General features: G+C 51.6%; 12 protein-coding genes. 7 read left to right on the forward strand and 5 right to left on the reverse strand.

The window, feature by feature from the left end:
• Positions 1–110: 110 nt before the first annotated feature.
• Positions 111–1,739: a peptide ABC transporter substrate-binding protein gene (locus KNO58_RS11270; protein ID WP_214753956.1), complete on the reverse strand. Its 1,629-nt coding sequence runs from the start codon at positions 1,737–1,739 to the stop codon at positions 111–113.
• Between the two features lie 225 nt (positions 1,740–1,964).
• Between KNO58_RS11270 and KNO58_RS11275 the strand changes: the two genes are divergently transcribed.
• A complete protein-coding gene (locus KNO58_RS11275) occupies positions 1,965–3,368 on the forward strand; it encodes a basic amino acid/polyamine antiporter (RefSeq protein WP_214753958.1) in 1,404 nt (467 codons plus the stop codon).
• Positions 3,369–3,408: 40 nt separating this feature from the next.
• Here KNO58_RS11275 and KNO58_RS11280 read toward each other — a convergent pair whose 3' ends face one another.
• Positions 3,409–5,451 carry a sensor domain-containing protein gene (locus tag KNO58_RS11280; RefSeq protein ID WP_214753960.1) on the reverse strand — a complete coding sequence of 681 codons (2,043 nt, stop codon included), beginning with the start codon at positions 5,449–5,451 and terminating at the stop codon, positions 3,409–3,411.
• Positions 5,452–5,607: 156 nt separating this feature from the next.
• On the opposite strand from KNO58_RS11280, the gene KNO58_RS11285 reads away from it, so the two are divergent.
• The 3 genes from KNO58_RS11285 to KNO58_RS11295 all read left to right on the forward strand — a co-directional run bounded on the left by KNO58_RS11285 (position 5,608) and on the right by KNO58_RS11295 (position 7,636).
• Complete coding sequence (locus tag KNO58_RS11285) at positions 5,608–6,810, forward strand: ornithine--oxo-acid transaminase (protein ID WP_214753961.1); 1,203 nt, start codon at positions 5,608–5,610, stop codon at positions 6,808–6,810.
• 89 nt (positions 6,811–6,899) lie between these two features.
• Positions 6,900–7,295, forward strand: a complete 396-nt coding sequence (crcB, locus tag KNO58_RS11290) for a fluoride efflux transporter CrcB (RefSeq protein ID WP_214753963.1) — start codon at positions 6,900–6,902, stop codon at positions 7,293–7,295.
• On the forward strand, positions 7,292–7,636 hold the full coding sequence (locus KNO58_RS11295; RefSeq protein ID WP_214753965.1) for a fluoride efflux transporter FluC: 345 nt from the start codon (positions 7,292–7,294) through the stop codon (positions 7,634–7,636). The genes crcB and KNO58_RS11295 overlap by 4 nt, the downstream gene beginning before the upstream one ends.
• A gap of 34 nt (positions 7,637–7,670) precedes the next feature.
• Here KNO58_RS11295 and yhfH read toward each other — a convergent pair whose 3' ends face one another.
• A complete protein-coding gene (gene yhfH / locus KNO58_RS11300) occupies positions 7,671–7,829 on the reverse strand; it encodes a protein YhfH (RefSeq protein WP_021065246.1) in 159 nt (52 codons plus the stop codon).
• A 146-nt stretch (positions 7,830–7,975) separates the two neighbouring features.
• Here yhfH and KNO58_RS11305 point away from each other — a divergent pair, with 146 nt between their 5' ends.
• Together KNO58_RS11305 and KNO58_RS11310 are read left to right on the forward strand one after the other, a co-directional pair.
• The gene (locus KNO58_RS11305; protein WP_214753967.1) at positions 7,976–8,350 is read left to right on the forward strand and encodes an ArsR/SmtB family transcription factor; all 375 of its coding nucleotides are present in this window, start codon (positions 7,976–7,978) and stop codon (positions 8,348–8,350) included.
• A gap of 102 nt (positions 8,351–8,452) precedes the next feature.
• Positions 8,453–10,486 (forward strand): heavy metal translocating P-type ATPase, encoded by a 2,034-nt coding sequence (locus KNO58_RS11310; RefSeq protein WP_214753969.1) that lies wholly within the window; start codon positions 8,453–8,455, stop codon positions 10,484–10,486.
• Between the two features lie 35 nt (positions 10,487–10,521).
• On the opposite strand, the gene KNO58_RS11315 is transcribed toward KNO58_RS11310, so the two are convergent.
• On the reverse strand, positions 10,522–11,142 hold the full coding sequence (locus tag KNO58_RS11315) for a CHASE3 domain-containing protein (protein ID WP_251026215.1): 621 nt from the start codon (positions 11,140–11,142) through the stop codon (positions 10,522–10,524).
• A 166-nt stretch (positions 11,143–11,308) separates the two neighbouring features.
• Between KNO58_RS11315 and KNO58_RS11320 the strand changes: the two genes are divergently transcribed.
• Positions 11,309–13,378, forward strand: coding sequence for an alpha-amylase family protein (locus KNO58_RS11320; protein ID WP_251026216.1), 2,070 nt, complete (start codon positions 11,309–11,311; stop codon positions 13,376–13,378).
• A gap of 41 nt (positions 13,379–13,419) precedes the next feature.
• On the opposite strand, the gene KNO58_RS11325 is transcribed toward KNO58_RS11320, so the two are convergent.
• Positions 13,420–16,023, reverse strand: a complete 2,604-nt coding sequence (locus tag KNO58_RS11325; RefSeq protein ID WP_251026217.1) for a putative bifunctional diguanylate cyclase/phosphodiesterase — start codon at positions 16,021–16,023, stop codon at positions 13,420–13,422.
• Positions 16,024–16,071: the final 48 nt, after the last annotated feature.

Genomic DNA, 16,071 nt, shown 5'->3' on the forward strand with positions numbered 1-16,071 from the left:
TCATTTCTAAGGGACGTCCCACAACTACGTGGGACGTCCCCTTTTTTGCGTCACAATGCCATAGCCCCAACAAACAAACCCTGCCGCAAGGAAGCGGCAGGGTTTATGGATTAGTTGACGTCCAACCATTTGAAGCTAGCGTCGGCTCCGAACGGATGGCGGTACATGTTTTCGATGTTTGAACGTTCAAGGTAAGCTTCACCTTTTTGGTAGATCGGTGCAATCGCGAAATCATCTTCGAGCAAGATGCGTTCTGCTTCTTGCATCGCTTCCCAACGTTTCATTTGGTCAGCTTCTTGTTTCGCGTCTTGAATCAACTTATCGTACTCATCGTTTGAGTAAGCCATCCGGTTGAACGGACCGTCTGTGACCCACATGTCGAGGTACGTCATTGGATCTTGATAGTCAGGACCCCAACCGGCAGCCGAGACGTCATAGTCGCCAGCGCCTTCAAGTTCAAGGAAGTTTTTGAACGGCTGTTGCTTGATGTTAAGTGTGAGGCCAGGAAGGTTCTTCTCGAGCTCACCTTTGATGTACTCGTTGACTTTCTTGAACGCTTCTTCGTCACGTGAGAGGAACTCGAGCTCGATCGTCTCGACACCGAGTTCGGCAAGACCTTTCTCCCATGCAGCTTTCGCCTCGTCGACGTTATAGCTTTGAAGGTCCGGATACTTCTCGCGGAAGTCAGCGCCATCTTCTGTGAACGTGAAGTCTTTCGCGACGATGAAGTTGGCCGGTTGTGAACCGTCTGTCAAGATGACGTCCGTCACACCTTGCTTATCGAAGCCTTTTGCGAGTGCCTCACGAATGTTGACGTTTTGGAGTGATTCGTTTTTCTGGTTGAAACGAAGGAAGTTGATTCGTGCGTCGGCACGTGTCTTGAATTCATCACTGTCTTGGAATTGTGGCACGAATTCAGATGACAAGAGTGTGTAATCGACTTCGCCCGATTCGAACAAGTTGACGCCTGTCGCGACTTCTTTGACGACCTTGACGTTAATCGTCTCCATCTTGACGTTTTCAGCATCCCAGTAGTCCGGGTTCTTTTTATAGACCCAGCCTTCATTGTCTTGCCAGCTATCTAACACGTATGGTCCGTTGTAGAGTGTCTTATCGACGGCTGTCGCGAACGACTCGCCTTGCTCTTCGACGAACTCTTGCTTTTGTGGCATGTACGTCGGGAAGCCTGTCAACCCGAGGAAGTAAGGAGCTGGTGCCTCCAATTGAACTTCGAGTGTCTTCTCATCGAGCGCTTTCGCACCGAGTGTATCCAGTTCTTCTTCTCCTGCAAGAATCTTGTTGGCGTTTTTCAAATCTTGAAGGATATACGCATACTCGGCACCTGTCTCAGGGTTGAGGGCGCGTTTCCATGAGTAGACGAAATCTTCAGCGGTGACCGGTGAACCGTCTGACCAGTTCGCGTCACGCAATTTGAAGGTATATGTAAGTCCGTCTTCTGAAATTTCTACGTCTTCAGCAATTCCCGGTACCGGTTGGTTGTTCTCGTCGAGACGATACAGTCCCTCAAAGACGTTGTTCGTTACGATGATTGACGTCGAGTCCGTTGTGAGCGTTGGATCGAGCTGTGGCAAATCCGTCGCCGAGACGAGCGTGATTTCCTTTTTCGCATCACTTGATGAAGAGCCGTCAGATGAATCCGTTGCGTCTTCGCCGCCGCCACATGCTGCTGTCGCAAGTAAAGCGACACCCGATAAAGCTAACCATTTCTTGTTGCGCATTGTGTTACCTCCCGAAAATTCTGATTGTTTCGAATATATTGCAATTAAACTACAAACAAGATGAATAGGCAATAAAATTTTTTTAATTATTCGAAAATATAAACATTAGTGAAACACCTATCTAAACGCCTTTGGTTTCAGTAGAATAAGGAAATCGTCGAATGATTATACATTATTGATGAATAGTTATTCGTCAGACGTCAACTTGCTTTGGAGGGTTTTTGAATGAAGTCACAGTCAGCCGGAATCGGCTTTTTTGGACTCGCTGCCATGGTCATCGGAACGATGATTGGCGGAGGGGCATTTAATTTACCGGGAGCGATGGCGCAAGGTGCCGGGGTCGGATCGGTGTTAATCGGTTGGACGATTACCGGCATCGGGATGGTCATGCTCGCGTTCGTGTTTCAATTTCTAGCCAATACACGTCCTGAACTCGAGGGCGGCATATACGCCTATGCGAAAGAAGGGTTCGGCAAGTTTGTCGGATTCAATAGTGGGTGGGGCTACTGGATGTCGGCGTGGATCGGGACGGTCGCCAACATCACGTTAATCTTCAGCACGCTCAGCTACTTCTTCCCGATTTTTTCGGCCGAACACCGGACGTTCCGCTTACTTATGAGTGCGGTCGTCATTTGGGGGCTGTTCTGGATTATCTCGCGCGGGATGAGAGAAGCGGCGCTGCTCAATATCGTCACGACGATCGCCAAACTCGTCCCCATCTTTTTGTTTATTGTCCTCATCTTGTTTGCGTTTCGAATCGATACGTTCCAAATCGACTTTTGGGGTCAATCTGGATTCAGTTGGTCACAAGTGTTTCCGCAAGTGAAGTCGACGATGCTCGTGACGCTTTGGGCGTTCGTCGGGATTGAAGGGGCGGTCGTCTTGTCATCACGTGCCCGCCACAAACGGGATGTCGGTCGTGCGACGGTGATCGGACTCGTCGGAACGCTCGTCATTTACATGATGATCTCGATTTTATCGTTCGGGGTCATGACCCAAGAACAACTCGCGGCGCTTTCGGAACCATCGATGGCGTACGTGCTCGAGGCCGTCGTCGGGCCGGTCGGAGCGACGATCATCAATATCGGGCTCCTCATCTCGCTCTCGGGTGCGTTGCTCGGATGGACGATTCTCGCGACGGAGATCTCTTATGTGGCAAGTCGCGATGGGGTGTTCCCGAAACTGTTCAATCGGCTCAATCGAAATGAGACGCCGGTGAGCGCGTTGTTCGTTACGCAAGTCTTTACGCAACTCGTCACAATCATCGCCCTGTTCTCGGAACAGACATACTTGGTGCTGTCGAGCATCGCCGGGATCGCAGCGCTCGTCCCATACTTATTTTCCGCCTTATTCGGTTGGAAAGAGGCACGACGGACCGGGGCGCATTCGATGCTCGTCATGTCGGGGATTGCGACCGTGTATGCCGCTTGGCTTCTTTATGCGTCAGGAGTCGAGTACATGCTCATCGCCATGATTTTGTACGCGCCGGGTGTGTTCGTCTTCATGCTCGCCGAGCGTGAACAGGGCCGACCGTACCTCAGCCGGTTGCAATATATGATTGCGGTCGTCATCCTGTTGGCAGCCACGTACGGCGTCTATGGATTATGGACGGCGACAATCAGCCTATAATAAAAAGTCATCGCACGTCGTGAGACGCGCGATGACTTTTTTAGTGGTTCTTTTCGGATAACAAGCGGACGACTTCAATCGGAGGCAGCGGCTTGGCGTACAGGAACCCTTGGAACGAGTCGCAAGCGGTTTGTTTCAAGTGATCGAGCATCTCCTGATCCTCGACGCCCTCGGCCACGACGTGCAAGTTCAGGCTCTTGCCGAGGTGGACGATGACATCGAGCAAGTGTGACTTCGACGCCAACCAATCATCGAGGAAGACTTTATCGATTTTTAGCTCGTCGACCGGGAACGACTTCAAGTATTGCAGGGACGAGAAGCCGGTCCCGAAGTCGTCGATGGATAAGCGATAATCGAGACGTTTGATTTGATCCATCCTGGCGATGATTTCGTCTGTCTGTTGCATGACGAGACTCTCGGTAATCTCGAGGATGATATCGGACGGATTCAAATTGAGCTGTTGCTTGATGTTGCGAAGCGTATTGATGAAGCTGTCGCTCCGGAATTGGTTCGGCGAAATGTTGACGGCCATCGATAACGGGTGATTGACGAGTTGTTGCCAGGCTTTCAACTGTTTGGCGGCCTCGAGAATGACCCAATTGTTGATTGGGACGATGAGCGCCATCTCCTCGGCGAGCGGGATGAACTCCGACGGCGGGATTTGGCCGAGCTCTTCATGGTGCCAACGGAGGAGTGCCTCGAAGCCGATGAGCGTGTCGGTCTTCAATTCATACTTAGGTTGATATTCTAAATAAAAATGTTTTTCTTCAAGCGCTTGATAAAGTGCCTTCTCGATATGGATTTGACGTGAGAACGCATCATCCATATCTTTCGTGACGAACTGAATCGTCCCGACACCGATTCGTTTGCCTTTGAACAGGGCGCTCTCGGCGCGTGTATATAGTTCTTCTAAGGAAGACGTCGCGGACGGATAGAAGACGCACCCGATGGAAATCGACACCATGATGGAGTGATGATAAATCCGGAACGGACGCTGCAGTTCATGTTGTAATTGACGTAGCAACTGGAACACTTCTTCTTTCGATTCCTCAAAGAAAATCAATCCGAACAAACCGCCCGACGGATGGAACATGACGCTCGTCTCCGGCATGAACTGTGCGGCGCGGTCCTTGATTTGAAGGAGCAACTCGTTGCCGACGCGTGAACCGAACGATTCATTGATAATTTTAAAGCGATCGATATCGAACAAGGCGACGTGCACCAAGCCGTCTCCTAAATCGACGTCCGTCAACACGTGGCCGTACTGACGGAGCCAGCCTTTTTTGTTCAAGAGTCCGGTCAAATCGTTATGGTACGCCAGGTAATTGACCTCTTGCTCGAGCCGTTTTTTATCCGAGACGTCGAAGCCGAAGGCGGTATACTGCACGACGTCGCCTTCTTCACTCAAAATCGGGACGACCGTCAAGTTGAGCCAACACATGTTCCGGACATGCCGCTCGGAACGGACAGGCATTTCACCGTTCCATATGCGGTCGGTCGTAAGTGCTTGAAGCACGTCCTCGGCAAGCGGGTGATTCTCAAATGACGGATGGATGAGCTCGAACCAGTTACGACCGATGAATTGATGATCGGGTGCGCCGATTAATCCGCAGAGCAATGGATTGATCTCGGTAATCTCGCCGTAGGCGTTGGTAGCCAGATAGTATGTCGATTTTTCAATCATCGCTTGGAAATGATGAAGCAGATTGAACTGTTCCGTACTGATGAGCGGCCCGAACCCTTTCGGCAGGAACGCAAGGAAGTAGCCCGCATAGTCATTGATGGAGAACGATTGCAAATAGGCAGTCGCATAGACGACTGATCCGTTTTTATGTTTGAACGGCGTCATCGCCGTCGTCGAGAACGGATATTGAAGGAGCATCGGTGACCAGGATTCGAGCGCATCCTGTAAGTGTTGGACAACAGGGAGTGGATGGTGAAGCACTTCGTCCCGTTCCCATCCGAACAGCGTTTCCGCATATTCGTTCCACAGCAGGACGTTGCCATCGAGATTGATGTAACAGCATGGGACAGATAAAGCATCGATAAACTCGTCAATCGGCAAATCACGCAATGAAGCCACATCGTTTCCTCCAATCTACATCAAATGAATCATATTCTACGTTCAGTGTACCTTATTTTGCCAAACCGAGGAATGGGCAAGTTGGTCGTTGTCAAAAGAAAGACGGTCATCATATACTGAAGGTGTAAGATAGTTTTTTGATAAGGGGGAAATCAAATGTCAAAGACACAAGACGTGATTGAATTGACAGAGAAATTCGGGGCGCACAACTATCATCCACTTCCAATCGTCATCTCGGAAGCGAAGGGGATCTGGGTGACAGACCCAGAGGGGAACCGCTACATGGATATGTTGAGCGCGTATTCGGCTGTCAACCAAGGCCATTGCCATCCGAAAATCATTCAAGCGCTCAAGGACCAAGCCGATAAAATCACGCTGACGTCACGTGCGTTTTACAATGATCAACTCGGTCGTTTCTACAAGAAAGTGGCAACGCTTACAAACAAAGAGATGGTGTTGCCGATGAACACAGGCGCGGAAGCGGTCGAGACGGCTGTCAAAGCGTCGCGTCGTTGGGCGTATGAAGTGAAACAAATTCCAGGTCAGGCGGAAATCATCGTCTGTTCGGGCAACTTCCACGGCCGGACGATGGCGGCGGTATCGATGTCGACGGAAGCGGAATATCAACGTGGATTCGGGCCATTACTGCCAGGATTCAAAGTCGTGCCGTACGGCGACATCGATGCGTTCGAGGCGGCCATCACTGAAAATACAGCGGCGTTCATCGTCGAACCGATTCAAGGTGAGGCCGGAATCATCATCCCACCGGCTGGGTACTTGAAACGAGCCAGTGAACTGTGCGAGCAGCATAACGTGTTGTTTGTGGCCGATGAGATTCAATCAGGGCTCGGTCGCTCGGGCAAATGGTTCGCCATCGAATGGGAAGATGTGGAACCGGATATGTATATTCTCGGAAAAGCGCTCGGGGGCGGCGTGTTCCCGGTATCATGTGTGGCGGCCAATGAGAACGTCTTGAGCGTCTTCAATCCAGGCTCACACGGTTCGACGTTCGGGGGGAACCCGCTCGCGGCGGCCGTGTCGATTGCCTCGCTCGAAGTGTTGGAAGAAGAGCAGTTGCCACAGCGTTCCCTCGAGCTCGGGACGTATTTCATGGACCGTTTGAAATCGATCGACAATCCGCTCATTAAAGATGTGCGCGGTCGCGGTCTGTTCATCGGGATCGAATTGACGGAAGCAGCCCGGCCTTATTGTGAGGCGCTCAAAGAACGTGGCTTGCTCTGCAAAGAGACACACGAGACGGTAATTCGATTGGCGCCACCGCTCGTCATCACGAAAGAGGAGCTCGATGAGGCGTTCGAGGCCATCTCGGCCGTGTTCGCACCAGCAGCTATTTCGTGATCAAGCATCGCTTGGTATAATGATTACAGACGTAACACCTGTCTCGCGACGTGCTCGCGGCAGGTGTTTTTTTGAAGGGAGGCCTGGCGATGCTATATGTATATGTCGGTTTGGCAGGAGCGCTAGGTGCCTTGGCGCGTTATGGGGTCGGGACGGGCATCGAGACGTTTTGGATCGGTATGTTTCCACTCGGGACGCTGCTCATCAATTTATCGGGCAGCTTTGTACTCGGTTGGCTGACACACTTCCTGTTTCGGTCCGGCCGTCTCTCGCCTAGCATCGTGACGGCGGTCGGGACAGGGTTCATTGGCTCGTTTACGACATTTTCGACGTTCAGCATAGAGACGATTGAATTGCTAGAGTCCGGCGCGCTCGGCATGGCCTTGCTCTATGTGACGCTCAGCCTCGTCCTTGGTCTGTTCAGTTCGTGGCTCGGATTTTGGTTAGGTCGGCGTCGGTTCAGGCGGGAAGGGGTGGCGCGATGACGATTCTCGTCATTATGGTAGGGGCGTTCTTCGGAGCGATGGCACGGTTTGGCATCGGTCAGCTCGTCAAAATATGGACAGCCTCCACGTTCCCGTGGGCAACGCTGTTCGTCAATGTGAGCGGTTCGTTTCTCCTCGGCTATTTGTATGCGTCGAGTGCCGGACCATCGCTCATGCTCGGGATCGGTGTCGGCTTTCTCGGCTCGTTCACGACGTTCTCGACGTTTAAGCTTGAAGTGATGCGATTCGTCGCCAAAGACTGGATTCGCTTCGGGGTGTATTTGCTTGCGACCTACGTACTCGGTCTGGTTGCGGCCTATCTCGGTTATCACTTGCCATGACAAATCCCTCGGAACACGTTTCCGAGGGATTGTTTTATTCGCTAAGTTGGAGTTTTTCAGCACAAGATGGGCACGTGTTCTCATAAGACTCGCACTGCTCATCCATCTGCTTCCCACACTCTTGACACGTCTTGTCCGGTAACTTCCGATAAAACTCGACGGAAGATTCAAGTCGGCTTGCCCATTCATTCATTGTAACTGCCCCCTTTAATTAAGTAACGTAGCTGTTATGTTGTTTTGATTGTATTATAACAGTGTCCAATAAGTCAATAATAATATATAACAGATTTATAAATCAGATTTTGCTAGAATGAGAGTATAGAAAATGAGGTGAGATGGATGAAGGCACCCCAATGCGAAACGATTGCCATTCAGAACGAGGACGTCGCGGTATTGCAACGAGCGTTGACCGATCTTGATGCGACACGGGTCAGCCGATTGTTTAAAGCGTTCGCCGATCCGACCCGACTGAAAGTGCTTTACGTGCTCACGCTCGAAGCGGAACTGTGCGTCTGTGACGTGGCGGCCGTGATTCAACATTCGAATGCCACGGCGTCCCATCACTTACGAACATTGCTTGAGCAAGGGCTCGTCAAATATCGAAAAGAAGGAAAGGTCGTCTATTATTCGCTCGATGACGACCACGTCCGGTTGCTCGTCGAGATTGCGATGGCCCACAGTGCCGAGCAAGATGAGACTGCATCAGACACATGAGGTCGACTGGAATTCCAGTCGACTTTTTTCCGGTTGTAATTGTGAATCAATCGCGTTACGATATATTCAAATGAACGTTTGAATATAAAAGAGGTGAACGAGATGCAACGAGATGTGTTACCCGTCAAAGGAATCACATGCACGAATTGTGCCGCCAAAATCGAGAAGCGTGTCAGTGAAGAGGATGGTGTCGCTGCTTGTCAAATCGACTTTGCGACGAGTCGAATGATGATTGATTGGAACGAGTCAATCGATCACACAGCGACGCTCCGTTCGATTGAGGCAACGATGGGACGGATTGAACCGGGTGCTCATTTTGTGAAAGACGAGACGGAAGCGCCGATGTCGAATCGCTTGTTATGGCGGTTCGGGATTGCATTCATATTCCTGCTCATCGGTTTGTATACCGATTCGCTCGTCATGTACGGGATTGCCTACGCGTTTGCAGGTTATGACGTCTTGTACGCCGCCATACGAAATATTTGGCATCGGGAATGGTTTGATGAAAAATTTTTAATGACGATTGCGACGGTTGGAGCGATTGCGATTTCGGAGTATCCGGAAGCCGTTGCCGTCATGCTGTTTTATCAACTCGGTGAGTATTTCCAAGCGAAAGCGGTCCACGCTTCACGCCGGTCGATTCAATCGCTATTGAATTTGAAACCGACCCTCGCACGCGTCCTAGTTGAAGGGCGAGAAGTTGAGCAACGACCTGAGGATGTGGCGGTCGGCTCCGTCATCATCGTGCGGGCTGGTGAACAAGTGCCAATGGATGGTCAGGTGTTACAAGGGGACAGCTCGCTGGATACGGCTTCGCTGACAGGAGAGTCATTGCCGCGCCAAGTCGGGCCTGGTGAAGACGTATTGGCCGGCATGATCAATCTCGACGGACGGCTCGAAGTTCGGGTCGAGCGACCGGCAGCAGAGTCGAGTCTTCAAAAGATGATTGCCCTCGTTGAACAAGCGAGTTTGAATAAGGCGAAGACGGAACAGATGATTACGCGATTGGCCAAAGTGTACACGCCGGTCGTCGTCATCTTAGCGGCTGCGGTCGCGTTTGTTCCGCCGCTGGTTGTCGGGAATTTGGAGGAGTGGGTGTACCGGGCTTTAATCTTCCTCGTCATTAGTTGTCCGTGTGCCTTAGTGATCTCAATTCCGCTCGGTTATTTCGGTGGAATCGGTGCGGGCTCGCGCCGTGGCATTTTAGTGAAAGGCGGCGAGTATTTGGACGTCCTCGCTGAAGTCAAGACGGTCATCTTTGATAAGACCGGCACGCTCACGACGGGGCGGTTTGAAGTGACGGATCTCGTGACGAACGGTGAACTGTCGACGGACGAGTTGCTCCAACTTGCGGGCCGAGTCGAAATGGCTTCGACGCATCCGCTTGCAAAAGCAATCGTCGAGCAAGCCGGGCCGGTCGTACCGTTCTCAACAATCCAAGAAGAGCCAGGTTACGGACTGATGGCTGTAGACGGTGAAAACCGCATTTACGTCGGTAGTGCCCGCTATATGAAAAAGTTGAATTTCTCGGTCCCTGGAGAGACATCGGGGACGGTGGTACATGTCGTGAAAAATGATTGTTGGCTCGGACGAATCGAGTTGAGAGACGAAGTGAAGGTGGATGCGGAACAGGCGGTTCGTGCGTTGAAACAGTACGGGTATCGGACAGTCATGCTTACGGGTGATCGGCACGAAGTCGCAAATGCCGTCGGTTTGGCGGTTGGCATCGATGAGGTGCATAGCGAGTTGCTTCCGCATCAAAAAGTAACGGAGGTCGAGCGGTTGGCGACAACCGGTAAGGTCGCTTTTGTCGGTGACGGCTTGAATGATGCGGCTGCACTGGCGCGTGCTGATGTCGGACTCGTGATGGGTGGTGTCGGAAGTGATACTGCGGTCGCTGCAGCTGACCTTGTACTTATGAATGATGCTCCACACGATGTTGTGGCGGCGATTGATTTGAGCAAACGGACGCGACGAATCGTCTGGCAAAACATCACGTTCGCGTTCGGGATGAAGGCGCTCTTCCTCTTGCTCGGTGCATTCGGACTCGCCTCGATGTGGGAAGCCGTGTTTGCCGATGTCGGGGTCGCCTTACTCGCCATCGGGAACGCCGCCCGATTGATTCGCGCTAAATAAAAAAACCTCGAGCAGGCTCGAGGTCGGGAACCGACTCATTGGGGTCGGTTCTTTTTTCGTGTTTTGAAAATCAAAAATAAAATGACGAGGATGGCGGCGCTGAGAAGGATGGCGATGGACGTGAGCGCTTGCATCAGCACATCGATTTGATTCTCCGTCGCAATCAATTGTTTGCGGATGTCGTCATACTGCATCTTTTTTAAGGCACGCAAATCTTCAAGAATCGTCTGACGTTGATCGGTCATCGTTTCAGCGAGGTCAGTCGCAGCTTCGATGTCGCCCCCTTCATAGAGGACGAGCACTTGATCGGCTCCTTGTTCCCAAATCCCGTCGCGATGGAGCAAATCGAGAAGTGAGCTCGGCGTGCTCGGGTCGTTCGCGATGGACGTTTTCAATTCTTCTGCTTGCTGGGACATACTGTAATACGATTCTAAAAAGCGCTGGTCTTTATAAGCGAGAAGACCACGGATGGCGTTGGCTCGTTCGATATTGAAATACATGATTTCCTCGATGGCGTCATACGAGTCGAGACGTTGACTGTGAATCGATTCGACTTGCCGCGTCGTGTCGCGCAGTTGAAACGCGAAACTGGCAAGGACGAGGATGGATAAGACGGATAACGAGATGAGTACGGTCAGCCATTTTCGTTGGGACATCGTCATCCCTCCTTCTGTAAACCATCGTACAATACTTCATGTTTTCACCGCAAAATATTTTTTTGGAAAAGGAAAAATTCGGGTAAAGGTATAAATATATAGTAATGCGTTTCTTGATATCGTTTACAATGATAGAGGAACGATTTTATTCATAAGGAGAATACACATGCCAGAGAACTCATCGTTAATCAAGTTGCACCAAGTCTTGAAAGAAAAACGAACGAACGTCCATTACGAAATTCCGACGTTATGGAACCGGCTGCAATTCGCTTCAGAGCCTGTACGTGATGGGGTCGAACGGGTCAATCCGTATGATTTCTTGATCGAAACGATTGAAAAAGCAATTCTCCCCCATGCGGTCGACGGACGGGGTTATCATCAATCGGTCGCCCAAGCGGACGGATATTTGCAAACTGGCGGCGATTGGATTAAGCGGGCCTCGGTCTACTCGATGCAAGTCCGGACGTCGACGTCATGGGATCATGATGGATCAGGCTATGTTGAGATGGAGAACTCGATTGGCATGAAAGACACGGGGACGTTCGTCAAAACGCTCGCATTGATTCCGCATCTCCTTTACATGGGAATCGATACGTTGTTCTTATTGCCAATCTCACAACACAGTCATAAAAACAAAAAAGGCGAATTTGGTTCTCCTTATGCCGTGCAAGATTTTTTCGGAATCGATGAGGAACTGAAAGAGACGTTGACCGGAGACGGCTTGACCGTCGAAGAAGAGTTCGCGGCGTTCGTCGAAGCATGTCATATGGTCGGGATTCGCGTCGTCATCGATGTGATTCCGCGTACGTGTGCCCGTGACAACCGACTCATTCTCGAAAATCCGGAATGGTTTTATTGGATTCCGTTGACCGAACTCGATTACTATCATCCGCCGCACGTACCAGGGATTGGTGAGAACGTGAAACCAGAGCATGCTTTCTTGCCTATGATTTATGGGTCAGAAGACGTCTGGGCGCACTTACGTCGCTTCTCGATGGCGCCGAACCTCGTCGATGCGGACAAGTGGGAGACGGTGAGAGCGTACTTGCTTGAGCATCCGGAAGAGAACTTGCTTGCCGTCATCGAGCGCGAGTTCGGCTTGACGACCGCTCCAGCCTTCTCCGATTGCATCAATGATCCGCAGCCACCATGGTCGGATGTGACGTATTTCCGTCTGTTCTTGGACCACCCGACAGCGGCATCACCTTACGTGAGCGAAGCGAACTTGGCACCTTATATCTTGTTCGACTCAATCAAATCGAATCAATTCCGAGGTGATCAAATCAACGAGCCGCTCTGGGCGATGCTCGCCGACATCATTCCGCACTACCAACGTGAATATGGTATTGATGGGGCTCGCATCGACATGGGGCACGCCTTGCCGGTCGATTTGGCACAGCGAATTTTACAACAACCGCGTGAACTCGACGCCAACTTCAGTTTCATCGCTGAAGAATTGATTGAAATCGGGGCGTGGGCGGCGAAAGAAGCCGGCTATAACATGATTATCGGGTACGGCTTCTATAAAGAGCCGCGCTTTGATACACATGAGACGCACCAGTTCGTATATGACTCGCGCTTCTTACCGTTACCGGTGTTTGCGGCCGGGGAGACGGCTGACACGCGCCGTATCGCGACACGAGACGGGGGACGACAGGCGAGTCGCCTGCTCACCGTTTTGAACGGTTTCGTACCGAACGGTGTGCCGATGACGAACTCGGGACTCGAACTGTACGAGACACAACCGATGAATACAGGGCTCGACTGCCGACCGGAAGAAGCGTATCAACTGTTTCCGACCGATCCATACTTTGGAAAGCTCGCGTTCTTCGATGCGTACCAGTTCCATTGGGATCACCCGGAGCGAGACGAGATGATCGAACTGATGCATCAAGTCGCCGAGGTACGTCGTCGTTGGTTGGACGTCCTCGTCAACCCGAGTCATTTCGAACCGCTCGCCATGGCACACATGGATGCGCCGTTCATCGGACTCGCATGGTTGCGTCCGGATACGAACGAGACGCTTCTCGTCGTCGCCAATACGGATATGCATCAACCGCTGCAAGGGAAAGTCCCCCTCGATGGGGTGCGCCGCCGCAACTGGAACGCGAGCCGTTTCGCCGAGATGGTGTACTCACCGACCTCATGGCCGTACGCCGAGCATTCGTTTGATGAGAATTGGGACCTGTGGGTCGATTTGAAGCCAGGCGAAGTAAAGATTTATGAGATGAAATAAGCAAATGCCCCGAACCGGTTTACCGGTTCGGGGCATGTTCGTTACATCGTCTGCTTCATGTAGTAGATGACAAATTCATCGAGTGGCATCGGTTTCGCATAGCGATAGCCTTGCATCGAATCACAGCCGATTTTTCGTAAGAAATTCTCTTGATACTCGGTCTCGACACCTTCGGCGACGAGCGCCATCCCGAGTTGCCGGGCCATCGCGACGATGGTCGCGGTGACGGTCTGATACTCTCGGTTTTCTTCGAGTTGCATCGTGAACTCGCGCGGGATTTTCAACTCATCAATCGGATAGCGGACGAGGTAGGCGAGCGAGCTGTATCCGGTCCCGAAATCGTCGATTGACAGTTTGATGCCAAGTGCCTTCAACTCGAGAATCCGAGTCAACACGCGATCGGACTGATGCGCCGCGACCGTCTCGGTCAACTCGAAGTTGAGTCGGCCGGGTTCGATTGGGAACCGTTCGAACAACGTCGTCAAATACTCGATTAAGTGCTCGTCGAACAGTTGGCGGACGGATAGGTTGACCGACAGTTTTGGCAAATCGATGTCGCCTTGCTCGAAGGCGTACATCAATTGGAACGTCTCATGAATCATCCAGCGGCCGAGGTCATGGATATGGCCTGTCTCTTCAGCAATCGGGATGAACTGGCTTGGCGGGATAAAGACGCCGTCCCGTTGCCAGCGCATGAGCGCCTCGGCCCCGATGATGGCTTTCGTCGAGGCGTCGACTTGTGGCTGAAGATAGAGCGAAATCTCGCCTTTCTCGAGGGCGGTATCGAGCCCTTCCATCAACAGTTTGCGTTCTTCTTTGTGCGCCCGTAATTCAGGGGCGAACAATACGGTCTCGTTCCGCCCCTTTTCTTTCGCCTTATACATGGCAAGGTCGGCGTTCGACAGCAAATGTTTGAGCGTCGAGCCGTGATCCGGATAGCGGACGATGCCGATGGACGCGTGAATCTCGACGAGCGTCCCGCCCATAAAGTATGGCGGACGATAGACGGAGCGTCGTAGCCGTTCGACGAGCATCTCATCGTCGTCGTGTTCAGCGACAACGATAAATTCGTCCCCGCCGAGCCGGCCCGCATACTCGTTCGGCAACAAGGCCCCGCGCAGGCGTTTGCCGATATGTTGCAACAACTCGTCACCCATATGATGACCGAACTGATCATTGATTTCTTTAAAGCCGTCGAGGTCGGAGAACATGAGCGAGAACGGTCGCCCTTCCATAATCAGCCGTTCGATCTGTTCTTGCAGGGCGTAGCGGTTGTGAAGCCCGGTCAGACTGTCATGGTTCGCTTGATAGTAAATCTGTTCTTGTTGGACGATCATTTGCGTGATGTCTTTGACGATTGCATAAATGCCTTCGACTTCACCGTCGATAATCATCGGAATGTTCATCAACTGCCACACCCGTTTCGCCCCGTCTTCGGTGACGATATCGACATCAAGCGTCCGGGGGCGACCGTTCGTCAAATCGTGTAACACGGTCGCATAGGCAGCCCGGTCTTTTTGTTCGATGATGTCCAAGATGTTGGAGCCGATCAGTGTCTCCGTATCATGACCGAGTACCGAGCTGCCGGCCTCGTTGACGGACAACACTTCGCCATGTAGGTCGAACAAGAATATCGGTTCGGCATGATAGGCGAATAGCGAGCGGTACTGTTGCTCCCGAACTTCAAGTTCGTGCGCTTTCGTCGTCACCGCCACTTCGAGGTCGGTATTGACGGTATGTAAACGGTGGCTGATTAACGCGTTCTGCTTGGCAACGACGAATTGACGGATGAGCAACAACAACACGGCGTTCGCCGTCATCGAGTCGAGCACAGACGTACCGAGCAAACGGTCCGAGGCGAGCATGAACAGCATGACAATCGCGCTATAGACGACATAGTCGAACACGGAATCGTGGACGAGGGCATCCTCCCGCGATTCATCGAACACATAACTGATTGATATGATGAAGATGCTGCTCACTTGAAGCAAGTGCACCAACTCATGGCCTATGCCGGCGAACACGAACAGTTGGTTCATAATCGAGGCGGTCGTAAAGCCGAGAATCCCGATCAACAAGAGCACACGGAACGTTTGGCCGACCGAGGTGATGCGATTCAAGTACAGAAAACCAAGCATCATGTAGAGGCTGATCAACACCATCTGTTCCTCAAAGCCGTTCAATTGAGCCGCATAGCGTCCGCCATCGTTCGCATAAATGAACAGATGCAACGCCCCAATCAAGAGAAAGCTGAACAACGCGAAGATGTCGAACGTTCGCAGTTTCAATGTCCGGATCTCAATCGACTGCGTGATGACGATTAGCGACATAATCAAATAAAAGAAATTCTGAATAAACGGCATGTGGTTGATTGCTGTCGATGCGCCGAAATGGTGTCCGGCCAAATAGACGATGAAGCAGACATTGCCGGCGCTAATCAATAAATGTATATAGCGTCGCATCCCGTGATTTTGAAACACGGCCGTCACACTGAAGACGGTCGCGATGAGTGTGACCGCCGTGAAATAGACGAATAAACTCGTCTCTCTCAAGGCATAAGGGGTGAACAGAATCAATAAAAGTCCGAGAAAAAACGTCCCGACGAGCAAAGCGGGGACTGTTTGGCGCAACGAGTGGTTGGTCAACTCATGCACCTCCTTCTGTATATGTCTAAGAGGCTCACCATTATTATC

The organism is Exiguobacterium sp. J17977, from assembly GCF_018616375.1.
In the GTDB taxonomy this organism is placed as follows: domain Bacteria; phylum Bacillota; class Bacilli; order Exiguobacteriales; family Exiguobacteriaceae; genus Exiguobacterium; species Exiguobacterium mexicanum.